The sequence below is a fragment of the Neomoorella stamsii genome, assembly GCF_002995805.1.
GTDB lineage: Bacteria > Bacillota > DSM-521 > Neomoorellales > Neomoorellaceae > Neomoorella > Neomoorella stamsii.
Window position 1 is genome coordinate 32,136 of sequence record NZ_PVXL01000049.1, and the last position, 19,341, is coordinate 51,476.

General features: G+C 52.1%; 21 protein-coding genes and 1 pseudogene. 20 read left to right on the top strand and 2 right to left on the bottom strand.

What is annotated here, in order from left to right:
- The 12 genes from recN (at position 1) to sigF (ending at position 10,830) form a co-directional block, all read left to right on the top strand.
- Complete coding sequence (recN, locus tag MOST_RS11065; protein WP_054935394.1) at positions 1-1,677, top strand: DNA repair protein RecN; 1,677 nt, start codon at positions 1-3, stop codon at positions 1,675-1,677.
- 159 nt (positions 1,678-1,836) lie between these two features.
- A complete protein-coding gene (gene spoIVB / locus MOST_RS11070; protein ID WP_054935395.1) occupies positions 1,837-3,159 on the top strand; it encodes a SpoIVB peptidase in 1,323 nt (440 codons plus the stop codon).
- A gap of 108 nt (positions 3,160-3,267) precedes the next feature.
- The gene (spo0A, locus tag MOST_RS11075; RefSeq protein ID WP_054935396.1) at positions 3,268-4,041 is read left to right on the top strand and encodes a sporulation transcription factor Spo0A; all 774 of its coding nucleotides are present in this window, start codon (positions 3,268-3,270) and stop codon (positions 4,039-4,041) included.
- Positions 4,042-4,149: 108 nt separating this feature from the next.
- A complete protein-coding gene (locus MOST_RS11080; RefSeq protein ID WP_054935397.1) occupies positions 4,150-4,686 on the top strand; it encodes an NUDIX domain-containing protein in 537 nt (178 codons plus the stop codon).
- Between the two features lie 65 nt (positions 4,687-4,751).
- Positions 4,752-5,366, top strand: a complete 615-nt coding sequence (gene spoIIM / locus MOST_RS11085) for a stage II sporulation protein M (RefSeq protein ID WP_054935398.1) — start codon at positions 4,752-4,754, stop codon at positions 5,364-5,366.
- Between the two features lie 20 nt (positions 5,367-5,386).
- Positions 5,387-5,629, top strand: coding sequence for a hypothetical protein (locus MOST_RS11090; protein WP_054935399.1), 243 nt, complete (start codon positions 5,387-5,389; stop codon positions 5,627-5,629).
- Between the two features lie 119 nt (positions 5,630-5,748).
- On the top strand, positions 5,749-6,636 hold the full coding sequence (gene xerD, locus MOST_RS11095) for a site-specific tyrosine recombinase XerD (RefSeq protein ID WP_054935400.1): 888 nt from the start codon (positions 5,749-5,751) through the stop codon (positions 6,634-6,636).
- A 32-nt stretch (positions 6,637-6,668) separates the two neighbouring features.
- The gene (locus tag MOST_RS11100) at positions 6,669-7,832 is read left to right on the top strand and encodes a phosphopentomutase (protein ID WP_181950077.1); all 1,164 of its coding nucleotides are present in this window, start codon (positions 6,669-6,671) and stop codon (positions 7,830-7,832) included.
- Between the two features lie 68 nt (positions 7,833-7,900).
- Positions 7,901-9,139 (top strand): D-alanyl-D-alanine carboxypeptidase family protein, encoded by a 1,239-nt coding sequence (locus MOST_RS11105; protein ID WP_054935402.1) that lies wholly within the window; start codon positions 7,901-7,903, stop codon positions 9,137-9,139.
- A gap of 80 nt (positions 9,140-9,219) precedes the next feature.
- Complete coding sequence (locus MOST_RS11110) at positions 9,220-9,558, top strand: STAS domain-containing protein (protein WP_106007150.1); 339 nt, start codon at positions 9,220-9,222, stop codon at positions 9,556-9,558.
- A complete protein-coding gene (gene spoIIAB, locus MOST_RS11115; protein WP_054935403.1) occupies positions 9,558-10,004 on the top strand; it encodes an anti-sigma F factor in 447 nt (148 codons plus the stop codon). The genes MOST_RS11110 and spoIIAB overlap by 1 nt, the downstream gene beginning before the upstream one ends.
- A 19-nt stretch (positions 10,005-10,023) precedes the next feature.
- A complete protein-coding gene (gene sigF, locus MOST_RS11120; RefSeq protein WP_054935404.1) occupies positions 10,024-10,830 on the top strand; it encodes an RNA polymerase sporulation sigma factor SigF in 807 nt (268 codons plus the stop codon).
- Positions 10,831-11,028: 198 nt separating this feature from the next.
- Here sigF and MOST_RS11125 read toward each other — a convergent pair whose 3' ends face one another.
- Positions 11,029-12,189, bottom strand: a complete 1,161-nt coding sequence (locus MOST_RS11125) for a UxaA family hydrolase (RefSeq protein ID WP_054935405.1) — start codon at positions 12,187-12,189, stop codon at positions 11,029-11,031.
- Between the two features lie 2 nt (positions 12,190-12,191).
- The gene (locus tag MOST_RS11130) at positions 12,192-12,470 is read right to left on the bottom strand and encodes a UxaA family hydrolase (protein WP_054935406.1); all 279 of its coding nucleotides are present in this window, start codon (positions 12,468-12,470) and stop codon (positions 12,192-12,194) included.
- Between the two features lie 259 nt (positions 12,471-12,729).
- Between MOST_RS11130 and MOST_RS11135 the strand changes: the two genes are divergently transcribed.
- The 8 genes and pseudogenes from MOST_RS11135 to mntA all read left to right on the top strand — a co-directional run bounded on the left by MOST_RS11135 (position 12,730) and on the right by mntA (position 19,139).
- Positions 12,730-13,122: a RidA family protein gene (locus MOST_RS11135; protein WP_054935420.1), complete on the top strand. Its 393-nt coding sequence runs from the start codon at positions 12,730-12,732 to the stop codon at positions 13,120-13,122.
- 99 nt (positions 13,123-13,221) lie between these two features.
- Positions 13,222-14,421, top strand: a complete 1,200-nt coding sequence (locus MOST_RS11140; protein WP_054935407.1) for a threonine synthase — start codon at positions 13,222-13,224, stop codon at positions 14,419-14,421.
- Between the two features lie 87 nt (positions 14,422-14,508).
- A complete protein-coding gene (cuyB, locus tag MOST_RS11145; protein WP_054935408.1) occupies positions 14,509-15,207 on the top strand; it encodes a cysteate racemase in 699 nt (232 codons plus the stop codon).
- 54 nt (positions 15,208-15,261) lie between these two features.
- Positions 15,262-16,683, top strand: a complete 1,422-nt coding sequence (locus tag MOST_RS11150) for a Na+/H+ antiporter NhaC family protein (RefSeq protein WP_054935409.1) — start codon at positions 15,262-15,264, stop codon at positions 16,681-16,683.
- 110 nt (positions 16,684-16,793) lie between these two features.
- A pseudogene (locus tag MOST_RS11155) lies at positions 16,794-17,171 on the top strand (dicarboxylate/amino acid:cation symporter); the annotation flags it as partial.
- Between the two features lie 242 nt (positions 17,172-17,413).
- A complete protein-coding gene (locus tag MOST_RS11160) occupies positions 17,414-18,094 on the top strand; it encodes a helix-turn-helix transcriptional regulator (RefSeq protein WP_054935411.1) in 681 nt (226 codons plus the stop codon).
- 115 nt (positions 18,095-18,209) lie between these two features.
- A complete protein-coding gene (locus MOST_RS11165; RefSeq protein ID WP_054935412.1) occupies positions 18,210-18,605 on the top strand; it encodes a secondary thiamine-phosphate synthase enzyme YjbQ in 396 nt (131 codons plus the stop codon).
- Positions 18,606-18,692: 87 nt separating this feature from the next.
- The gene (gene mntA / locus MOST_RS11170; RefSeq protein ID WP_054935413.1) at positions 18,693-19,139 is read left to right on the top strand and encodes a type VII toxin-antitoxin system MntA family adenylyltransferase antitoxin; all 447 of its coding nucleotides are present in this window, start codon (positions 18,693-18,695) and stop codon (positions 19,137-19,139) included.
- Positions 19,140-19,341: the final 202 nt, after the last annotated feature.

Consider the following 19,341-nt stretch of genomic DNA (forward strand, 5'->3'; position numbering starts at 1 on the left):
ATGCTCCAGGAATTGCAAATTGAAAATTTTGCCTTAATCGAATCCCTGCAGCTGGACCTGGAACCGGGGCTAACGGTACTCACAGGAGAAACCGGCGCCGGCAAGTCCATCATTGTCGATGCCGTAGGGCTTCTGGTGGGGGCGCGGGCTTCAGCGGAGTATATTCGCGCCGGGTCTGAACGGGCCGTAGTGCGCGGGCTCTTCCAGGCTGCTAACATACCGGGACTGGAAGAAATTCTGGACGGGTTTGGTGTGCCGGTAGAGGCTGACGGGAGCCTTTTGCTCAGCCGGGAAATCAGCCGCAGCGGCCGGCACAGCTGTCGGGTTAACGGCCGCAGTCTCACTTTAAGTATGTACCAGACAATTGGCCAGATGCTGGTAGATATCCACGGCCAGCACGCCTACCAGTCCATTCTCAGACCCGCCTCTCAGATGGACCTGCTTGACGGCGTGGCAGGTTTAATGGAGTTACGGGCGCAAGTCAAAGAACTTTACATAGCCTGGCAAAATTTACAAAATGATCTGGTGGAACTTGGCGGCGACGCCGCAGCAAGGGAACGGCAGCGCGACCTTTTAGCTTACCAGCTACAGGAAATAGCCGCCGCCAATTTAAGCCCGGGTGAAGATGCAGAATTACTCCAGGAACGGGAGATCCTAAATAATGCTACCAGGCTGGCTGAAGGGGCGGCAGCGATTTACGCCGCCCTTTTTGAGGAAGAAGGCAGGGCGGCCTATGACCGCATCAGCCAGGCGGCGGCAGAACTGGAGGCTATGACAGCCATTGATGACGGGCTTAAACCCTGGCAAGATTTGCTGGAAGCTGCCGCCGCCCAGGTGGAAGAGGTAGCCCGCGGCATTCGCCGTTACGGGGAAAAGCTGGACTACGACCCGCAAAGATTAAAACAGATTGAGGAACGCCTGGAATTGATTAAAAATTTAAAGCGTAAATATGGGGCTGATATTCCGGCCATTTTGCGCTACCAGGCGGAAGCGGCAGCGGCTTTAGAGGGTCTGGAGCAAAGGGTGGCCAGGGCTGCGGCCCTGGAAAAAGAAATCGTTGCCGCTGAAGCCAGGTACCGGGAAGCAGCCCTGCGTTTACGAAGGCAGCGCCTGGAGGCAGCGCAAAAATTAGCTGCCGAGATAACCTCTGTATTACACGACCTGGCCATGCCGGCGGCCCGGGTAACGATAGACTGCACGGAAGCCTCCCGGCCGGGACCCGCAGGTATGGATACGATAACTTTTCTCTTCCAGCCCAACCCCGGGGAAGGGAGCCGTCCCCTGGCCCAGATTGCCTCGGGCGGGGAAATGGCCCGGGTAATGCTGGCCTGCAAGAGTATTTTGGCCGGTGTAGATGCGGTACCAACTTTGATTTTTGACGAAATCGATGCCGGGGTGGGCGGTGCTGCCGCCCGCTCGGTGGCCAGGACCCTGGCGGCCATTGGCCAGCGCCACCAGGTGCTCTGCATTACCCACTCGGCGCAGCTGGCCGGTGTTGCCGGGCAGCATTACCGGGTGGCCAAGGTTGTCCAGGGCGGGCGTACTTTTACCAGGGTAGAAAAATTACTGGGCGAGGCACGGGTGGAAGAACTGGCCCGGTTATTATCCGGGGAAGCGAGTCCGATTGCCCGGGAGCATGCGGTCGCTCTTTTAGAACAAGCCGGGGCCAAAAAATGAAATTTATGTTATTTACATTTAAAAATCGCAAATTATCCCCTGATCGCTTCCTAATGCAGGCTATATCTCCTCCTCAGGTCGTTTTTAACAGCATAAAAGCAACGGCCTGGGGTTATTTTATGTTTAGAAGCAAAAACAAAATCCCTGAAATGGGGGGTGGTGCCCTTGAAACGCCTTGGGCGCCAGGTTCTCGGCCTGGTGCTGGCGGCAGTGTTATTGTATGGAGGAATGCTCCCGCCGGTACGCGGCTTTTTTTCTCTGCCCCAGATGCAACGCCTGTCTACGGCAACGCCTTTTAAGTTGAACTGGGAACTACCGCCGGGCCTGGCCAGGCAGGTAGAAATACAGGTTAACAGCCTTGATCAAACCAGTACCGCCGGCCAGGTCCGCCCGGGCTGGTGGCAGTTACAATTAAAATTATTTGGCCTCATTCCCTTAAAAAATATCACCGTGCAGATGGTCCAGCCGGTAAGTGTCTATCCCGGCGGCCAGGCCATTGGTGTCCTGCTAAAAACAGAAGGGGTAATGGTAGTGGGCCAAGCAGCCGTAAGGGACGGCCAGGGCAACATGCTTTACCCAGCGCGGCAGGCCGGGTTGGAAACAGGCGATACCATCGTGGCCATTGATGGCCAGAAGGTAAGCAGTGACCAGGAAGTGGCCTCGCTGATCGATGCTGCCGGGCGAGCCAATCGCCCTTTAAGGTTAACAGTCAGAAGGGATGAGCGTTTGTTAAGCTTAAATATCCAGCCCCTGTACTGCCAGGAGACGGGACGTTACCGGATCGGCATCTTTGTCCGGGATAGTACCGCCGGTGTCGGCACGTTAACTTTTTATGACCAGGACAAGAGTATCTTTGGCGCTTTAGGGCATATCGTTACTGGCAGCGATGGCCAGGCGGGAATGAATATCAGCGGTGGCCGGATTGTCGCGGCAGCCATCCAGGGGATTCACCAGGGGAGGCGGGGCCAGCCAGGGGAAAAAATAGGTGTTTTCCTAGAAAACAGCAGCTTTAGTGGTACAATCCAGAAGAATACCACAGTTGGCATATTTGGAACAATAACGGGTAATATTCCGGGTTTTTTTACCTCGCCTTTACCGGTTGCCCTGGCGGAGACGGTGCACCCGGGACCAGCCGAGATCTTAACTGTAGTTGAGGGAGAAAAGGTAGAAAGGTTTCAGGTGGAAATTGAACGGGTTATGCCCCACCAGCGAGCCAGTGGCAGGGGGCTGGTCCTACGTATAACCGATCCCCGGCTACTGGCCTTAACGGGAGGCATTATCCAGGGAATGAGCGGTAGTCCCATTCTCCAGGATGGGCAACTGGTGGGGGGCGTAACCCATGTGTTTATTAACGATCCTACCAGGGGGTATGGAGTGCTGGCCGAATGGATGATCCAGGAAACAGATCTTGTCTCACCAACCAGGGGAACTGCCGTCGAATCCCCTGGAATTTTACATATAATGGAAATAGATGTTGGATAACCAAAAGTTTTGCCTCTTTATGCGATTGGAAGGATTATCCCCTGTTGACGTCGAAAACTATCTCGCCTAAAAAATGACATGGGGCTTTAGGAGGCGGGATGAAATACAATGAAAGAACCTATTAAAGTATTAATTGCCGATGATAATCGGGAATTTTGTGAAGTACTGGAGGAATTCTTTAATGAGCAAAAGGATTTTATTTTATCAGGGATTGCCCACAATGGCCATGAAACCCTGCAGCTTATCCAGGAACAGGAGCCGGACGTAGTAATTCTAGATATAATCATGCCCCATCTCGACGGCATTGGTGTTCTGGAACAGCTCCATGCTTTAAACTACGAACCGCGGCCGAAGATAGTCATCCTGACGGCCTTGGGCCAGGAGAACATGACCATGCGTTCCATGGAGCTGGGGGCTGATTACTACATACTTAAACCCTTTGACCTGGAAGTACTTGGCAACCGCTTGCGCCAGCTGGCCAACGGGCAGGCCCTGCCGGCAGCACCCGCCCAGGCAAATCGCGGCGGGCGCAATATGGATATTGAAGTAACCAGGATCATCCACCAGATGGGGGTACCGGCCCACATTAAGGGTTATCAATACTTACGGGAAGCCATCCTGATGGTCATCGATGACATCAGCCTTCTGGGTGCGGTGACGAAAGAACTTTATCCCCTGGTGGCGCGTAAATTTATGACCACTCCCAGCCGGGTAGAGCGCGCCATCCGCCATGCCATCGAGCTGGCCTGGGACCGGGGCAACGTGGAGATGATGAATAAATTCTTTGGTTATACTATTAATGTAGAACGAGGTAAACCGACCAACTCGGAATTTATTGCCATGATCGCCGATAAACTGAGAATAGGGGCTAAGATAAATTAAACCTGCAAAAGGTCAGGGGGGAAACTGGCGCTAACGCCAGTTTCTTATCTTAAGGTGCCCTGCAGGTCAACATATAGTGACATAGTTTTTGGGGGAAGGAGATAAACAATGGACCTTACTGAAGTACTGCTGACTTCCGAACGCATCTATGAAGGGCGGATTTTAAACCTGCGCCGGGACCGGGTGCGGTTGCCGGATGGCCGTGAAGCCAGCCGCGAGGTGGTGGAACACCCGGGCGCAGTAGCCATTATCGCCCTGGATAAAGAAAAAAACGTTTATCTTGTTCGCCAGTACCGTTACCCCATTGGCCGGGTAACCCTGGAGATCCCGGCCGGTAAACTGGATGCCGGGGAAGAACCCTTACTTTGCGCCCAGCGGGAACTGGCCGAGGAAGTGGGCCTGGCGGCAACTGAGTGGCAGCTGCTTTTAGCCTTCTACACTACCCCGGGCTTTTCCGATGAAATCATGTACCTTTTCCTGGCCACCGGCCTCAAACCCCACCGGGAGGAAGCCGATGCCGATGAATTTCTGGAAGTTGTGCGGCTGCCTTTGCCTGAAGCCGTGGCCCAGATCTTTAAGGGTACTATCCAGGATGCCAAGAGTATTGCCGGTTTACTGGCCGCTGCTCGTACCGTACAGGCATAAATATCCTCCGGCGGCATAACTATCTAGGGGATGATATTTGACATACCGGCCGGGGAGGGAGTGAGGTGGAAAGGGCCCTTGCCAGGCACATCAGGGACAACCTGGGCTTATATCTGGTTATATTTTTCTTTTTCCTGGGAGGAATTATTGCCGGAACGGTTACAATTTACTTTCTGGAGCAACAGCAGGTAATCCAGCTGGCCGCCTACCTGGATAACGTCTTGCAACAATTTAACGCTAACGATTTAAGCGGGTATAAAGGGGTTTACCAGGCCATTATCAATGCCCTTAAAGAGACCGGCCTGGTATGGTTTTTGGGTTTAACGGTAATTGGGATACCATTGATTGTAGCCATTGTTTTTTTAAAGGGATTTATCCTGGGGTTCACCGTCGGCTTTTTGGTGCAGCAGAAGGCCTTCCAGGGAGTGGCCTTTTCCCTGCTGGCCATCCTGCCGCCCAATCTTATCCAGATCCCGTCTTTATTTGTAGCGGCTATGCTGGGCATTTCCTTTTCAACCGGTTTACTGCGCGGGCGAAGCTTAAGTGAAACGGGCATTTTACCGCGGTTTTTAGCTTATTCCTTTTTCATGTTGCTGGTCACGCTGCTGGTAGTGGGCGGTGGACTGGTAGAGGTTTACCTGGCGCCGGTTTTTGCCAGGGTAGTACTTAATTATTTTTAAAAGGGATGGAGGGATAGGGGATGATTGTAGTTACCATTACTAAATGGCGGCAAAAACTTGTCTGGCTGCTGGCCGCCGTACTGGTGGCGGCCGTCTTGCTGGGACAGCTGGCGGGAAGCGGCCGGTCGAACCTGGCAGGGCAAAGTAACAGTAGGGCTGCCGTCCGGCAACAGGAACAACCGGCTGCTGCCCCGGCAGCCGGGGATACCGGCCGCCTGGAGGGTTTATTAGAGAAATTAAGGAGCTTTTACCGGGGTGAATAAAGGGAAAATATCCGCCTCTAGAAGGCGGGTTTTTTATGGCTTTTTTTGGCGCTGATGGAGGACTTTTACCTGTACATGTGGAAATAATCTGGTAAACTTAAGAGGAATGGTGGTGCGCCGTGCGTGAGCTGGTGGATGAATTCCTTTACTACCTGGTGGTAGAACGGGGGCTGGCGGAAAACACCCTGGCTTCCTATAACAGCGACCTGCAGCAGTTTTTGCATTACCTGGAAAATGGCGGGGTAAAATCTTTACGGGAGGTTAACCACGGTTTGCTGGTAGCCTACCTGGTAAAAATGCAGCAGGAAGGCCGGTCGCCGGCTACAATTTCCCAGCACCTGGCGGCCTTAAAATCCTTTTACCACTTTTTATTAAGGGAACGCCTGGTGGAAAGCGATCCTACGGCCAACCTGGAATCCCCCCGGCAACTAAAAAAACTACCCCAGGTGTTGACGGTGGAGGAGGTTGAGAGGCTCCTCAACCAGCCGCGCCCGGATACGCCGGCGGGTTTAAGGGATAAAGCCATGCTGGAATTGCTTTATGCCACGGGCTTGCGGGTTTCGGAGCTGGTGGCCCTCAATGTGGACCAGGTTAACCTGGAGGGGGAATTTGTCCGGTGCCTGGGCAAGGGGTCCCGGGAAAGGGTGGTTCCCATGGGCCAGGTTGCCTGTTTCCACGTGCGGACATACCTGGAGAACGGGCGGGGGAAACTAATCAAAAAGACGGCGGAACCGGCCCTCTTTGTCAACCAGCACGGCCGGCGCCTTTCCCGCCAGGGTTGCTGGAAGATCCTTAAAGGTTATGCCCGGGCAGCCAACTTGAAAAAGGAGATTACGCCCCATACCCTGCGCCATTCCTTTGCCACCCACCTGCTGGAAAATGGCGCCGACCTGCGTTCGGTCCAGGAGCTTCTAGGTCATGCCGACATTGGTACGACCCAGATCTACACCCATCTTACCAGGAAAAAGATCCGTGAGGTGTACGACCGGACCCACCCGCGGGCGTAAGAATATTTGCGGAGGCAATAGGTGCAATGGTCATTGATCGTGTCATAGTCATCGTTCTGGACAGCGTTGGTGTAGGAGAACTGCCTGACGCCGCCAAATATGGCGACGAAGGCAGCAACACCCTGGGGAATATTGCTGCTGCGGTAGAACTGTACCTGCCAAATATGGCCCGGCTGGGGCTGGGCAATATTCTCCCCCTCAAGGGCATTGCCCCGGTAGCCGCCCCTGCAGCCGCCTATGGAAAAATGGCTTCCCGGACGGCCGGTAAGGACACCACCAGCGGCCACTGGGAGCTGGCCGGCCTGATTTTAGAGCGGCCCTTCCCCCTTTATCCCCGCGGCTTCCCGCCGGAAATTATCGAGCCCTTTGAAAAGGCTATCGGCCGCAAGGTACTGGGCAACAAACCGGCCTCCGGTACGGTTATCATCGAAGAGTTGGGCGCCGAACATATGCGCACGGGTTACCCCATTGTTTATACCTCGGCCGACAGTGTCTTCCAGATTGCGGCCCACGAAGACGTCATCCCCGTGCAGGAACTCTACCGTTACTGTAAAATTGCCCGGCAACTGCTGACGGGTGAACATGCGGTAGGCCGGGTAATTGCCCGGCCCTTCGTTGGGGAACCGGGGCATTTCATCCGCACCGACCGGCGGCAGGATTTTTCCCTGGAGCCACCCCGGCCCACCCTGCTGGATGCCGTCATGAACGCCGGCCTCCAGGTCATGGCAGTGGGTAAAATAAAAGACATCTTTGCCGGCCGGGGCATCAGCCGCTGGATTCATACCCACGACAATATGGATGGTGTGGACCAGACCCGTAACTTTATCCGGGAAAGTAATCGCGGCCTCATCTTTACCAACCTGGTGGACTTTGATATGCGCTACGGCCACCGCAACGACGTGGCCGGCTACGCCGCGGCCCTGGAAGCCTTTGACCGGCGCCTGCCGGAGTTACTCGAGGCTTTAAATGAAAAAGATGTCCTGGTGCTTACCGCCGACCACGGCTGCGACCCCACAACCCCCAGCACCGATCACTCCCGGGAGTATGTACCCCTTTTGGTCTACGGCAACCGCATCCAGCCGGTAGATCTGGGTGTCCGGTCCACCTTCGCCGACCTGGGTGCCACAGTGGCTGAACTACTGGGTGTACCGTATGATCTGGCAGGGGAGAGCTTTACTTCTATGTTGATGAAATAAATGCTCATATTTTCCCCCCATCGCTAATATAAGTTAAAAGAGAACAAGCCTGGCGAGGGGGCGGTGGGGTGCGTAAGACAGGAATTCTATTACTGGCCTTACTCCTGGGGTTTTGCTTAATACCGCGTGGTTTATTATTGGCTGAAAGTTCAGGAACAGCTGGCGTAGCCGGGGCCCTGCCGGTGGATGCGCAACCGGCGCAGGCTGCTGCAGGCAATCAGGCAGCGGCAGGTCTGACCCTGGACGCCAAAGGAGCTATCCTCATGGACCCCCAGACGGGGGAGATCCTCTGGGAGAAAAATGCCCATGCCCGTTACTACCCGGCCAGCATGACCAAGTTGATGACCATGGTTGTAGCCATGGATATGGTGGCCAGTGGCCAGGCCAGGCTGGATGAACCGGTACAGACCAGCGAGCGGGCCGAAAGCTTTGGCGGATCGGAAGTCTTCCTGGCCGCCGGGGAGACCTTCCCCCTGGAACAAATGCTTATTGCCATCGCCGTAGCTTCGGCCAATGACGCGGCAGTGGCGGTAGCCGAACACCTGGCCGGCTCGGAGGAAGCCTTTGTAGCCATGATGAATGCCAAGGCTAAAGAACTGGGTTTAAAGAATACCCATTTTACCAACTGCCATGGCCTCCATGATGAGCAAAACTATACTTCCGCCTACGATATGGCCGTTATTGCCCGTTATGCCCTGAAGTACCCCAAAATCCGGGAGTGGACCTCCATCAAGCGTTACACCTTCCGCAAGGAGCCCCTGTCGATCCTGGATAATACCAATAAAATGCTCTACTGGTACCCGGGGACCGACGGCTTTAAAACCGGCTTTACCGATGCCGCTGGCTTGAACCTGGTATCAACGGTAGAAAGGGAAGGCCTGCGTTTAATCGCCGTGGTCATGGGCGTGGAAACCCCTAACGGCCATTTCACCGATTCCATGAAGCTCTATAACTGGGCTTATAAACAGTGGGCTTTCCAGCAGCTCTACGGCCCCGGCCAGGTGGTAGCCACGGTACCGGTAGGCAAGGGCCGGGTGGAACAGGTCAAAGCTATCACCAGGGCTAAAGTTGGGGCGCGGGTCAGCCGCATCCGGGGCAAGGCCGAAAAGGTAACTGCCAGGGTAGATTTACCGCCGCTTTTAAATGCTCCCGTTAATGAAGGCCAGAAGGTCGGCCAGGTGACGGTCTTCAGGGATGGTAAAGAGATCGACCACGTCGACCTGGTGACCGGCGAAGCGGTAGCCAGGGCATCCCTTGCCCAGGAGATTACCAGGGCAATCCGGGCCGTCTTCACCATTCGACAATAATTTTACCATTATTTAGCAGGAAGAAAGCCGGTGAAGAGCGAATTAACCCCTTCGGAGATCGTAACGAGGGGGTTTTTCCTTTGCAGGTATTTTTTAGCATGGAAGGTAAAGAACTCTGGGTGCGGGTCAAGGGAGAGGTTGACCTGGAAAGCGCCGACGCTTTGCGCCGGGAACTGGAAGCCAGCCTGGATCACGCCCGTCCGGAAGTATTGCTGCTGGATCTGGAAGGAGTTACCTTTATGGATAGTTCAGGGCTGGGAGTAATCCTGGGCCGTTACCGGCGTTTAAAGAAGCAGGGAGGTAGGGTGGTCATTTGCCGGCCCCAGCCCCAGGTAAGGCGGTTGCTGGAAATATCCGGCCTTAGTAAAATTATGACCATCCATCCCGATGGGCCAGAAACTGCGGGAGGGGTTGACTGATGGCTGGTGAGGCGCAAGTTAAAAACAGCATGGCCCTTGAGTTTTTAAGCCTGCCGGAAAATGTCGGGCTGGCCAGGGTAGCTGTGGCTACCTTTGCCGCCCAGGTGGACATGACCCTGAATGAACTGGAAGAGATTAAAGTTGCCGTTTCCGAGGCGGTGTCCAATGCCATCATCCATGGCTATAATGGAGAACCCCAGGGAATAGTGCGGGTGGCTGTGGAGCGCACGGAGGCAGGGCTGGTAATTACCGTGGAGGATAAGGGGTGCGGTATCCCCGATGTGGCCCTGGCCATGCAGCCGGCCTACTCCACCGATCCCGAGCGGATGGGCCTGGGTTTCGCCTTTATGCAGTCCTTTATGGATGAACTGGAGGTGACCTCGGAGATCAACCGGGGAACGCGGGTGAGAATGTTTAAAGCCTTCAAGGGAGAGATTGGAAAGTAGTTAAGGTGGCGACAAAAGCATGCGCCTGTCGGAAATGAACCTGCCCCGCTTTCCCCTCCTGTCCGAGGCTGAAACGGAAGAGTTGTTGCGCCGGGCCAAGGCAGGGGATAAAGAAGCCCGGGAGCGGTTGATTAATTGCAATCTCAAGCTTGTTTTTAACCTGGTCCAGCGCTTCGAAAATCGCAACTATGAACTGGAGGACCTCTTCCAGATCGGCACCATTGGCCTGATCAAGGCCATTGATAAATTTGACCTGAGCTACCAAGTGCGGTTTTCCACCTATGCCGTGCCCATGATTTTAGGGGAAATCAGGCGGTTTTTGCGGGACGATAGCACCGTCAAGGTAAGCCGCTCTTTAAAGGAGACGGCCTTTAAGGTCAACCGCACCCGGGAGGAACTGGCTAAAAAACTGGGCCGGGAACCGGCCATTGGCGAAATAGCCGAAGCCCTGGATCTATCCCGGGAGGAGATAGTCGCTGCCCTGGAAGCCGTCCAGATGCCTGGGTCCATCCACGATACAATTTACCAGGATGACGGCGACCCTATCTATGTCCTGGACCAGCTGGCCGCAGAAGAAGGAGAAGAGCCGGCCTGGCTGGATAAAATTGCCCTGAAGGAAGTACTGCGTAAAATTCCGGAGAAACACCGGCGGGTCCTGGTCATGCGTTTTTTCCAGGATAAAACCCAGGCCCAAGTGGCGGCCCGCATGGGGCTGTCCCAGGTGCAGATTTCCCGTATTGAGCGCCAGGCCCTGCAGAAAATCAGGGAACTGTTGCAGGCGGAGGGAAACGTAGGGGCGACGCCGGCAGATAAAGAAAATGGGTGAAAGCAGGTTGCTATTAGAAAGCATCCCGGCCACGGGGAAAAACAACTGCAAGAAACAGGCTATATGCCCGGAATGAAAGCAAACATAAAAAAGTGGGAGACTGGAGCGAATGTTAATCGCTTTTCGTCTCCCAATTATTATTTTTACCATGCATGATACCGCCGGCCATCCTGGCCGTCAGGTAAGGATACTATAATATTAAGCGCTGCGGTAAAGTTTGGTGAGGATAAATTCCTTGTGGCTCAGGGCTTCGGCACAGGTATAACGGCCGTTCAGGGTACGGATAAACATGTCCAGAATAGCGGTACCGGCACCGTCGAGGTCCATTTCCCGGCGTAGAAGACCTGTCAGGTCGACGTCAATGTGCTCGCTCATGGTGCTGACCGTCACCGGGTTGGCTGAAATCTTGATTACCGGGATGATGGGGTTGCCGACAATATTGCCCTGGCCGGTGGTGAAGAAGTGCAGGACCGAGCCGCCGGCGGCAAAGAGGGTAACGGCTTCGGCGCCGGCAGAGGAGGTCTCCATGTACCACAAACCTTTACCTTTGGGGGCTTCGGCCGGCTGGAGGACACCCTGGATAATGGCCCGCTTGCCGATTTTCTGGATGTTACCGAGGGCCTTCTCTTCGATGGTGGTCAGGCCGCCGGCGATATTGCCTTCGGTAGGCTGGGAGCCGCAGAGGTCGACGCCCTGGGAAATAATAAAGTCATTATAGGATTTAAAGCTCTGCATGAACTGTTCCTTGATCTCCGGGGTGGCGCAGCGGGCGGCCACCAGGTGCTCACCACCGGTGAGTTCGGAGGTTTCACCGAAGAGGACGGTCACGCCCATATCGACCAGGCGATCGACGGCGTTACCTATGGAAGGATTGGAGGCCAACCCAGAGGTGGTGTCGGACTCGCCGCACTTGATGCTGACGACCAGTTCGGAGATATCGCATTCCTCTTTTTGCAATTCGGTAGCATACTGGACAAATTCGATAGCCTTGCGGGAAGCCATTTCAATGACCTTCAGGTCGCCGTAGCGCTCAATGGCAAAGCCGGCCACGGGTTTCCCGGTTTTGGCGATGCCTTCTACAACGCGGTTGGTCCAGTTGGGTTCAATACCGATGACGATGCAGGCCGCCACATTGGGGTTGGAGCCAGTGCCGATTAAGGTGCGGAAGAAGAGTTCCAGGTCTTCGCCGAATTGGAGGCGGCCATAAGGATGGGGCAGGGCGATGGTACCGTCAATGAGCTTTGCTACCCCTTCGGCGGCAGCATTGGAAAGGTCATCTAAGGGAAGAATAACTACCCGGTTACGGACGCCGACGCTGCCGTTTTCCCGGCGGTAGCCCATGAATTTGGTCCCGGTCATTTTTACCACCTCGCAGTTTTTAAATTATGAACGTGGACATGTTCGCCTTTGGCGATGGGGGCTACGGTTTTACCGATGGGTTCGCCGTACTTGATTACCGTTTCACCTTTGGCGATGTCCTTGAGGGCAATTTTGTGGCCGAGTTTGATGTCGCTCAGGGCCTTGACGCTGACAATGGAGTTGTCCTCCATTACCCACCCGGTTACCGTTTCGCCGGCCTGGATATCGGCCACGGCCACGCCAACGGTATCCCGCTTGTCATGGACAAAGAATTTTTCCACTACAGGTTCCCCCTCTCTGGAAATGTAAGGATATAATAGGCCTCACCTGGAAGGCATTAAGTGTGAGGTCTGTGGTAGGACCAATTTTATTGTAAAACCTGTGGTTAATAGTGTCAAGGTAAAATTTAATAGTAGACAACTAAAAAATACAAGTAAATATTACAAAAAAATTTTAAGATGAAGCAGGAAAATTTATAGTAATGGCGAATAATAATTACCAACCAAAGATACACTGAGCAGACTTGAAAGGATGATGTTTATGCCGCTTAAAAATGTTATTGCAACTGATGAGGCGCCGCAAGCAATTGGCCCCTATTCCCAGGCCATTAAAGCTGGTAATTTTATTTTTACTTCCGGCCAGATCCCCATTGACCCAGCCAACGGCCAGATTGTAGATGGCGGGGCCGCCGAGCAGACGGCCAGGGTGATGGCCAATTTGCAGGCCGTACTGGCTGCCGCCGGGGCCGGCCTGGAGAACGTTGTTAAAACAACACTTTATATTAAAGATATGCATGACTTCGGTACCATTAATGAAGTTTACAGCCGTTATTTTACCAAAGTACCCCCGGCGCGTTCCTGCGTGGAAGTGGCTAGGTTACCCAAAGATGTGCTGGTAGAGATTGAGGCGGTGGCGGTTGTCGAAGATAAGTAAAAATGGGAGGGTGGTCAAGAAAAGCTGGCTGGCGAAATTTTAGTAGCAGCAGGTACATTAGGCAAAAGTGGCGGTGTTCGAGGAGAGGAGGAAAAAACAATGAGTTTTGTCCGTTGCTTGGAATGCCCGAAGTGCCATAGTACTTATACAGCAATAGAGATTCATAATCTCTGCCAGTGTGGTTCACCATTGCTGGTGCGCTATGACCTGGAACGTTTGGGGAAGGAGGTGAAAAAAGAGGACTTAAAAGGCCGGCGGGCCGATCTTTGGCGTTACTGGGAGTTTTTACCCCTGGAAAAGGAAGAAAATATCGTTTCCCTGGGAGAGGGTTTTACTCCTATCTTTACTGCCAACAACCTGGGAAGGGAGCTTGGATTTAAGCACCTTTATATCAAAGATGAGGGCTTAAATCCAACCGGGACTTTTAAGGCCCGGGGTGCCGCCGTCGGCGTTTCCAGGGCTAAGGAATTGGGTATAAAAACAATTGCCATGCCTACAGCCGGAAATGCCGGCGGTGCCTGGTCTTCCTATGGGGCCAGGGCGGGGATGGAAATGATTATTGCCATGCCGGTTGATGCTCCCGAGCTTGCTAAAAAAGAGTGTGTAGTCAGCGGTGCCCGTACTTACCTGGTTAAAGGCCTGATATCCGATGCCGGAAAAATTATCGCCCAAGGGGTAAAAAAATACGGCTGGTTTGATGCTTCAACTCTAAAAGAGCCCTACCGCATTGAAGGCAAGAAGACCATGGGCCTGGAAATTGCCGAGCAATTTAACTGGGAGCTACCCGATGCCGTCCTTTATCCTACCGGCGGCGGGGTGGGTATTATAGGTATTTGGAAAGCCCTACAAGAACTTCAGGCTATTGGCTGGATTAAAGGACCTTTGCCCAAGATGATTTCTGTGCAAGCAGAAGGGTGTTCTCCTATTGTTAAGGCTTTCCAGGAAGGCAAGAAGGAATCGGAGTTTTACCATGGAGCTCAAACTATTGCCGGCGGGATCCGGGTGCCCAAGGCTTTAGGTGATTTTCTGGTACTAGAGGCGGTTTACGAAAGCGGAGGTACGGCGGTAAGTGTTAGCGACGACGAGATCCTGGTAGCGGTAAAACTTGTCGCCAGGACAGAGGGCATGTTTATTTGCCCCGAGGGCGCCGCTGCCGTCGCCGGGGCGCAAAAACTACTGGCCAGCGGCTTCCTGAAGCCCGATGAAAAGGTGGTCGTTCTAAACACCGGTAGCGGTCTGAAATACCCGGAACTGGTGGAACTGGACCTGCCGGTACTGGAGAAAGAGGCGGAAATTTAGATAATAAAGCTGTGCTAGTTGGATGCTATTAGTTGATAATAGCATCCAACTCAATCTACAATTGTGCTTCTGAGGAGATGCTGGTAAATGGCAGGAAAAATTCTCGGCATAATAGGCGGAATGGGCCCGGAGGCCACTGTCGACTTTATGGATAAAATTATCAAGACTACACCGGCGGGGGATGATTGCGACCACATCCGCATGCTGGTAGACAATAACCCGCAAATACCTTCACGGGTTCAGGCTATTTTAGGTTCAGGCGAGAGCCCCGCACCCGTACTGGTACAAATGGCCCGGAATCTGGAAAAATGGGGTGCCGATTTTTTGGCTATACCATGCAATACAGCCCATCTTTATTATTCAGATATAAAAAATGCCGTAAAAATACCTGTATTAAATATGGTTAAAAGTGCCCGGAAAAGGATTTTAAGTGAACTTCCTGACATAAAAAAAATAGGGCTGCTTGCTAGTACGGCTGTGGTGGTTACCAGGCTTTACCACGATGTTTTTAAGGAAGATAATATTGAACTAATAACCCCTGATGAAAAGCAGCAGCAAATGGTAATGGCAATTATTTTTGCAGTTAAAGCCAATCAATGGACAAACAAACAATTACAAGATTTACAGAAATTAATAAATGAATTAATTGCCAGGGGTGCAGAAGCAATATTATTTGCTTGTACTGAACTATCAGTTATAGCAAAAGGCATCCAAGATTTCGGCGTCCCCGCCTTTGATGCCGCGCAAATCCTGGCGGAGGAGGTGGTTCATATTGTAAAAGGCTGAAAGAATTATTTGGCGCTCTAAATTAAAATTAGAATGATCAAGGGAGGCGAGCATATGGTTAATAAGGCAAGTGGTAATGGAAAATTGGAAATGTATGGAGGACTATGGGGTGGTTTAATTCCTCTGCTGGTTTTAATTGCCATTCTGGTCTGGCTATCAGTAGCCGGCAGGGGCGGCACCCAGGCCTTCTGGGCCGGCGGCTGGCTGGCAATAGTGGCCGGTTTACTGTTCGCTAAAAACAAAACCGAATTTTGTGGAACAGTAATGCGTGGTCTTGGCGATAGGAATGGCATTGTGATAGTTACTGCTTGGCTTTTTGCCGGCGTATTTGGTAAGTTAATGGTTGCCGGTGGCCTGGTGGAGGGATTGCTCTGGTTCGGTTTAAAAACCGGAGCTCAGGGGGCTATTTTTACCTTTTTAGCTTTCATTGCCGCCTGTTTGTTTTCTATGGGTACAGGGACGAGTACAGGTACAGTGCTCTCCCTTATTCCGGTACTGTATCCTGCGGGTGTTTATCTGGGGGCTAATCCAACTATGTTGGCAGCCGCCATATTATCTGGGGCTGCTTTTGGCGATAATCTAGCTCCAGTATCAGATACGACCATTGTTTCTGCCTATACCCAGGAAGCAACAATGAGGGATGTGGTCCGCAGCCGTTTCCCCCTCTCAGTTTCAGCAGCAGCAATATCAGGAATTATTCTTTTGCTATTTGGTGGGGGCGGCAATGTCGCCAGTTTACCTGAATTAACAGCCAAGGTAGATCTACGGGGTCTTTTGATGCTAGTTAGTTTTGGTATCGTAGTAGGGTCGGCCCTGGCGGGAAGGCATATCGTCGAGTCTTTAATTTGGGGTAATATTTCCGCAACTATATTTGGAATGTTGATAGGAAAAATCCATTTGGTAAATATTTTTCATATACCGGCCAAACGTGGTGAGTCAACGGGATTGATAGAGGCTGGTATTTCAGGTGTTGTTGGAGCTATAATATTTGCTTTGCTTGTACTGGCGGTTACGCAAATATTGGTGGAAAGTGGTGTCATGGAAAGAATTTTGCGCTGGGCTGAAAAGACCATCGCCCGGAATGTGAAACAAGCCGAACTATCAATTATATTCGTTACCATTTTAGCTTCAATACCCATTGCCGCCAACGCGCCGGCTGAATTGCTGGTCGGCCCTAGTTACGTCAAACCTATTGGCGAAAGGTTCAATCTTGCCCCTGCCAGGAGAGCCAATCTTATGGACTGCTCTGTCTGCACCATTTTCTTTACCATGCCTTGGCACATTTGCGTCATTGTCTGGTACGGTGCCCTGGTATCAGCCGCTCAGTCTTTCAATATTCCTTTGCCCTCAATCTGGGCGGCCATGCTGAACCCCTATACCTGGGCTCTGCTGGCAGTATTGTTATTCTCGGTATTTACAGGTTGGAATCGCAAGTATGCCGATACTAATGGTGGTAAAAATGAGATTCTAGCTTAGAAAATACGTAGGTTCTCGTAAACCCCCAAAAACCCCAGGTAAAACCGGGTAATAAACCAAGTTGAAGGAAAAAAGAACGTTCGGCGGCGGAACGGTTGGCGTAGACTTGTAGTTTTACTATCCCGCTGGGAAATACCATTAATATGGATGGAGCAAGTATTTACCTGGGAATTGCCGCCATCTTTATCTCAGAAGTGTTTGGCATGCACCTGGGCCTCAACCAGCAGCTAACCATAATCCTCATGGCCATTCTAGCTTCCGTTGGTTCCGTAGGAGTGCCGGGCGCTGCTCTGATTGTCATGACCATGGTCTTTCAGTCTGTAGGCCTGCCTATGGAAGGTATTGCCCTGGTAGCTGGCGTTGACCGTATTTTAGACATGGCCAGGACGCCATTAAATATTTTAGGAGATGCAGTCGGTGCTGTAGTAGTTGCTAAATCCGAAGGAGAATTGGTAAAACCGGGAACAAAGATATCAGCCAAGAAATAATAAAGTAATTTTTACACAAATTGCATTATTTGTTAGGGCCGGCTCAGCTGGCCTTTCTTTTTAAGCACTGAGCTCGTTGAACTTTAATTCTGTTTTCTCAAGGGTAAAGGTCTGATACACCTGCTTTAAATCGACTATTAGACATTTGCTGTCTTTGTAAGAAACATATTCCTTGAACAGCTCAACAAATAAGGTATTTTTTTGTATAATACTAACCATAAAGGTTAACAAGGGGGTTAACCATGACAAGCGTAAAAATTCACCCGGCCCTGGAGGCGATGAAGCCCGTAGCCAGGGGCATAGCAGCAACCTTCGGTAAAAATTGCGAAGTTGTTCTACATGATCTCAGCGAGCCGTCCAGTTCCCTTATTTTCAAAGCCGGATCGGTGACTAATAGAGAAATCGGAGCCCCGGTTACCAACCTGGTGTTAGAAGCTCTGCAACGTTACGGTGATGCCACCGAGGATTTAATCGGCTATCTTAACCGGACTAAGGACGGTAAGGTCTTGAAATCATCCACCATTTTTATCCGTGATAACAGCGGTAAGATCGTTGGTTGCCTTTGTATTAACTTTGATCTTACTGAGTTCCAGCTGGCTAAAAATATTTTAGAAGACTTTTGCCAGCTAAAGGACCTGGCAGAAGCAGGTTTTGAACGTACCCAGGAGCAGTTTGCCCGGGACATTAACGAAGTGGTTGACAACGTAGTGGAAAACGTCCTGCAGGAACTGGGCAAACCGGTACCGGTCATGACCAAGGAAGAAAAGGTTAAGGCCGTGGAAATGCTTGATGACCGGGGTATTTTCCTGGTCAAGGGGGCGGTGGATGTGGTAGCCCAGGCCCTGGCAGTTTCTAAATATACCATTTATAATTACCTTGAGGAAGCCCGGGCCCTTAAAGGCAACCGGAGGGCCGTACTATAGGGCAACAAAACCTGGGTTGACCTGGATAGTGGCGATGGGGGTGCGGGCTGGGAATCAGGCCCTTAAGAAAAAGACGGCATGGTTTCCGGCAGCAATTTTCAGGAGGAAGGACAGGATGCTTTTTACCTTTGATCTCCAGACGCCAAGCAAAGAGGCCATGGTTGATATTACCCACCTGGCAGCCAGGGCAGTACAGCAGGCAGGCGTAAAGGAAGGCCTCTGTATGGTCTACGTACCCCACACGACGGCCGGGGTGACCATAAATGAAAATGCCGACCCGGATGTGGTAGCCGATATCCTGGCGGCTCTGGCCAGAATTGTTCCGGCGGGAGGTTACCGCCACGGCGAAGGCAACTCGCCGGCTCACATCAAAACCTCCCTCATGGGCAGCAGCCAGACGGTGATTGTCCATAACGGCAACCTGGTGCTCGGTACCTGGCAGGGCATTTATTTCTGCGAATTCGACGGTCCCCGCCGGCGCAAGGTGCATATCAAGGTATGGCAGGGATAGCGATAAAGACTGCTCGACATTTCGGAAGGCCGATGGTATAATATACCTGTAACGCAAGATAATAGTAGGAACGAAGCGGTGAGCTAAATGGAGAATACTTCCCTTTCGCTGGAAGAACGCTTGCGGGAGGCTCTGATAACGAGAAAAGAAATTATGTTTGCTTATCTCTTTGGTTCCCACGCCCGGGGAACGGCGAATAAACTGAGTGATGTAGACGTGGCCGTTTTTCTGGATGAACTCCGTTTACCGCCGGTGGGTCACTATGGTTATAAAAGTGAGTTGCTTGTTGCCATGAGACAGGAGCTGCGGGAACCGCTGGATTTTGTTATCCTTAATGAAGCACCTTTACCCCTGCGTTTTCGTGTCCTACGGGATGGAAAACTCTTATTATGCCGCGATACCCGGGTTCGGATAACTTTCCACGAAAAAACCATGCGGGATTACCTTGATTTCCGGCCCATGCAGAAGATTCAGGAACAGTACCTACGTAAGAGATTGGCCGAAGGACGCTTTGGGGGTGCAAGGGATGGTTGATGCGGCCGTTATCAATCGAAAATTGCAACAGTTGGAAAGTTATCTAGCTCAACTTGAGAAATATAAACATGTTAACCCACATTCCGCATCCATAAACTGGATAGATACCAAATAATAACTATAACCTAAGGTGATGACAAAGATGCCAAAGAGTGATGGTTGAAAAAAGATGATTTATCCATCCCATGTCGAACTTACTATT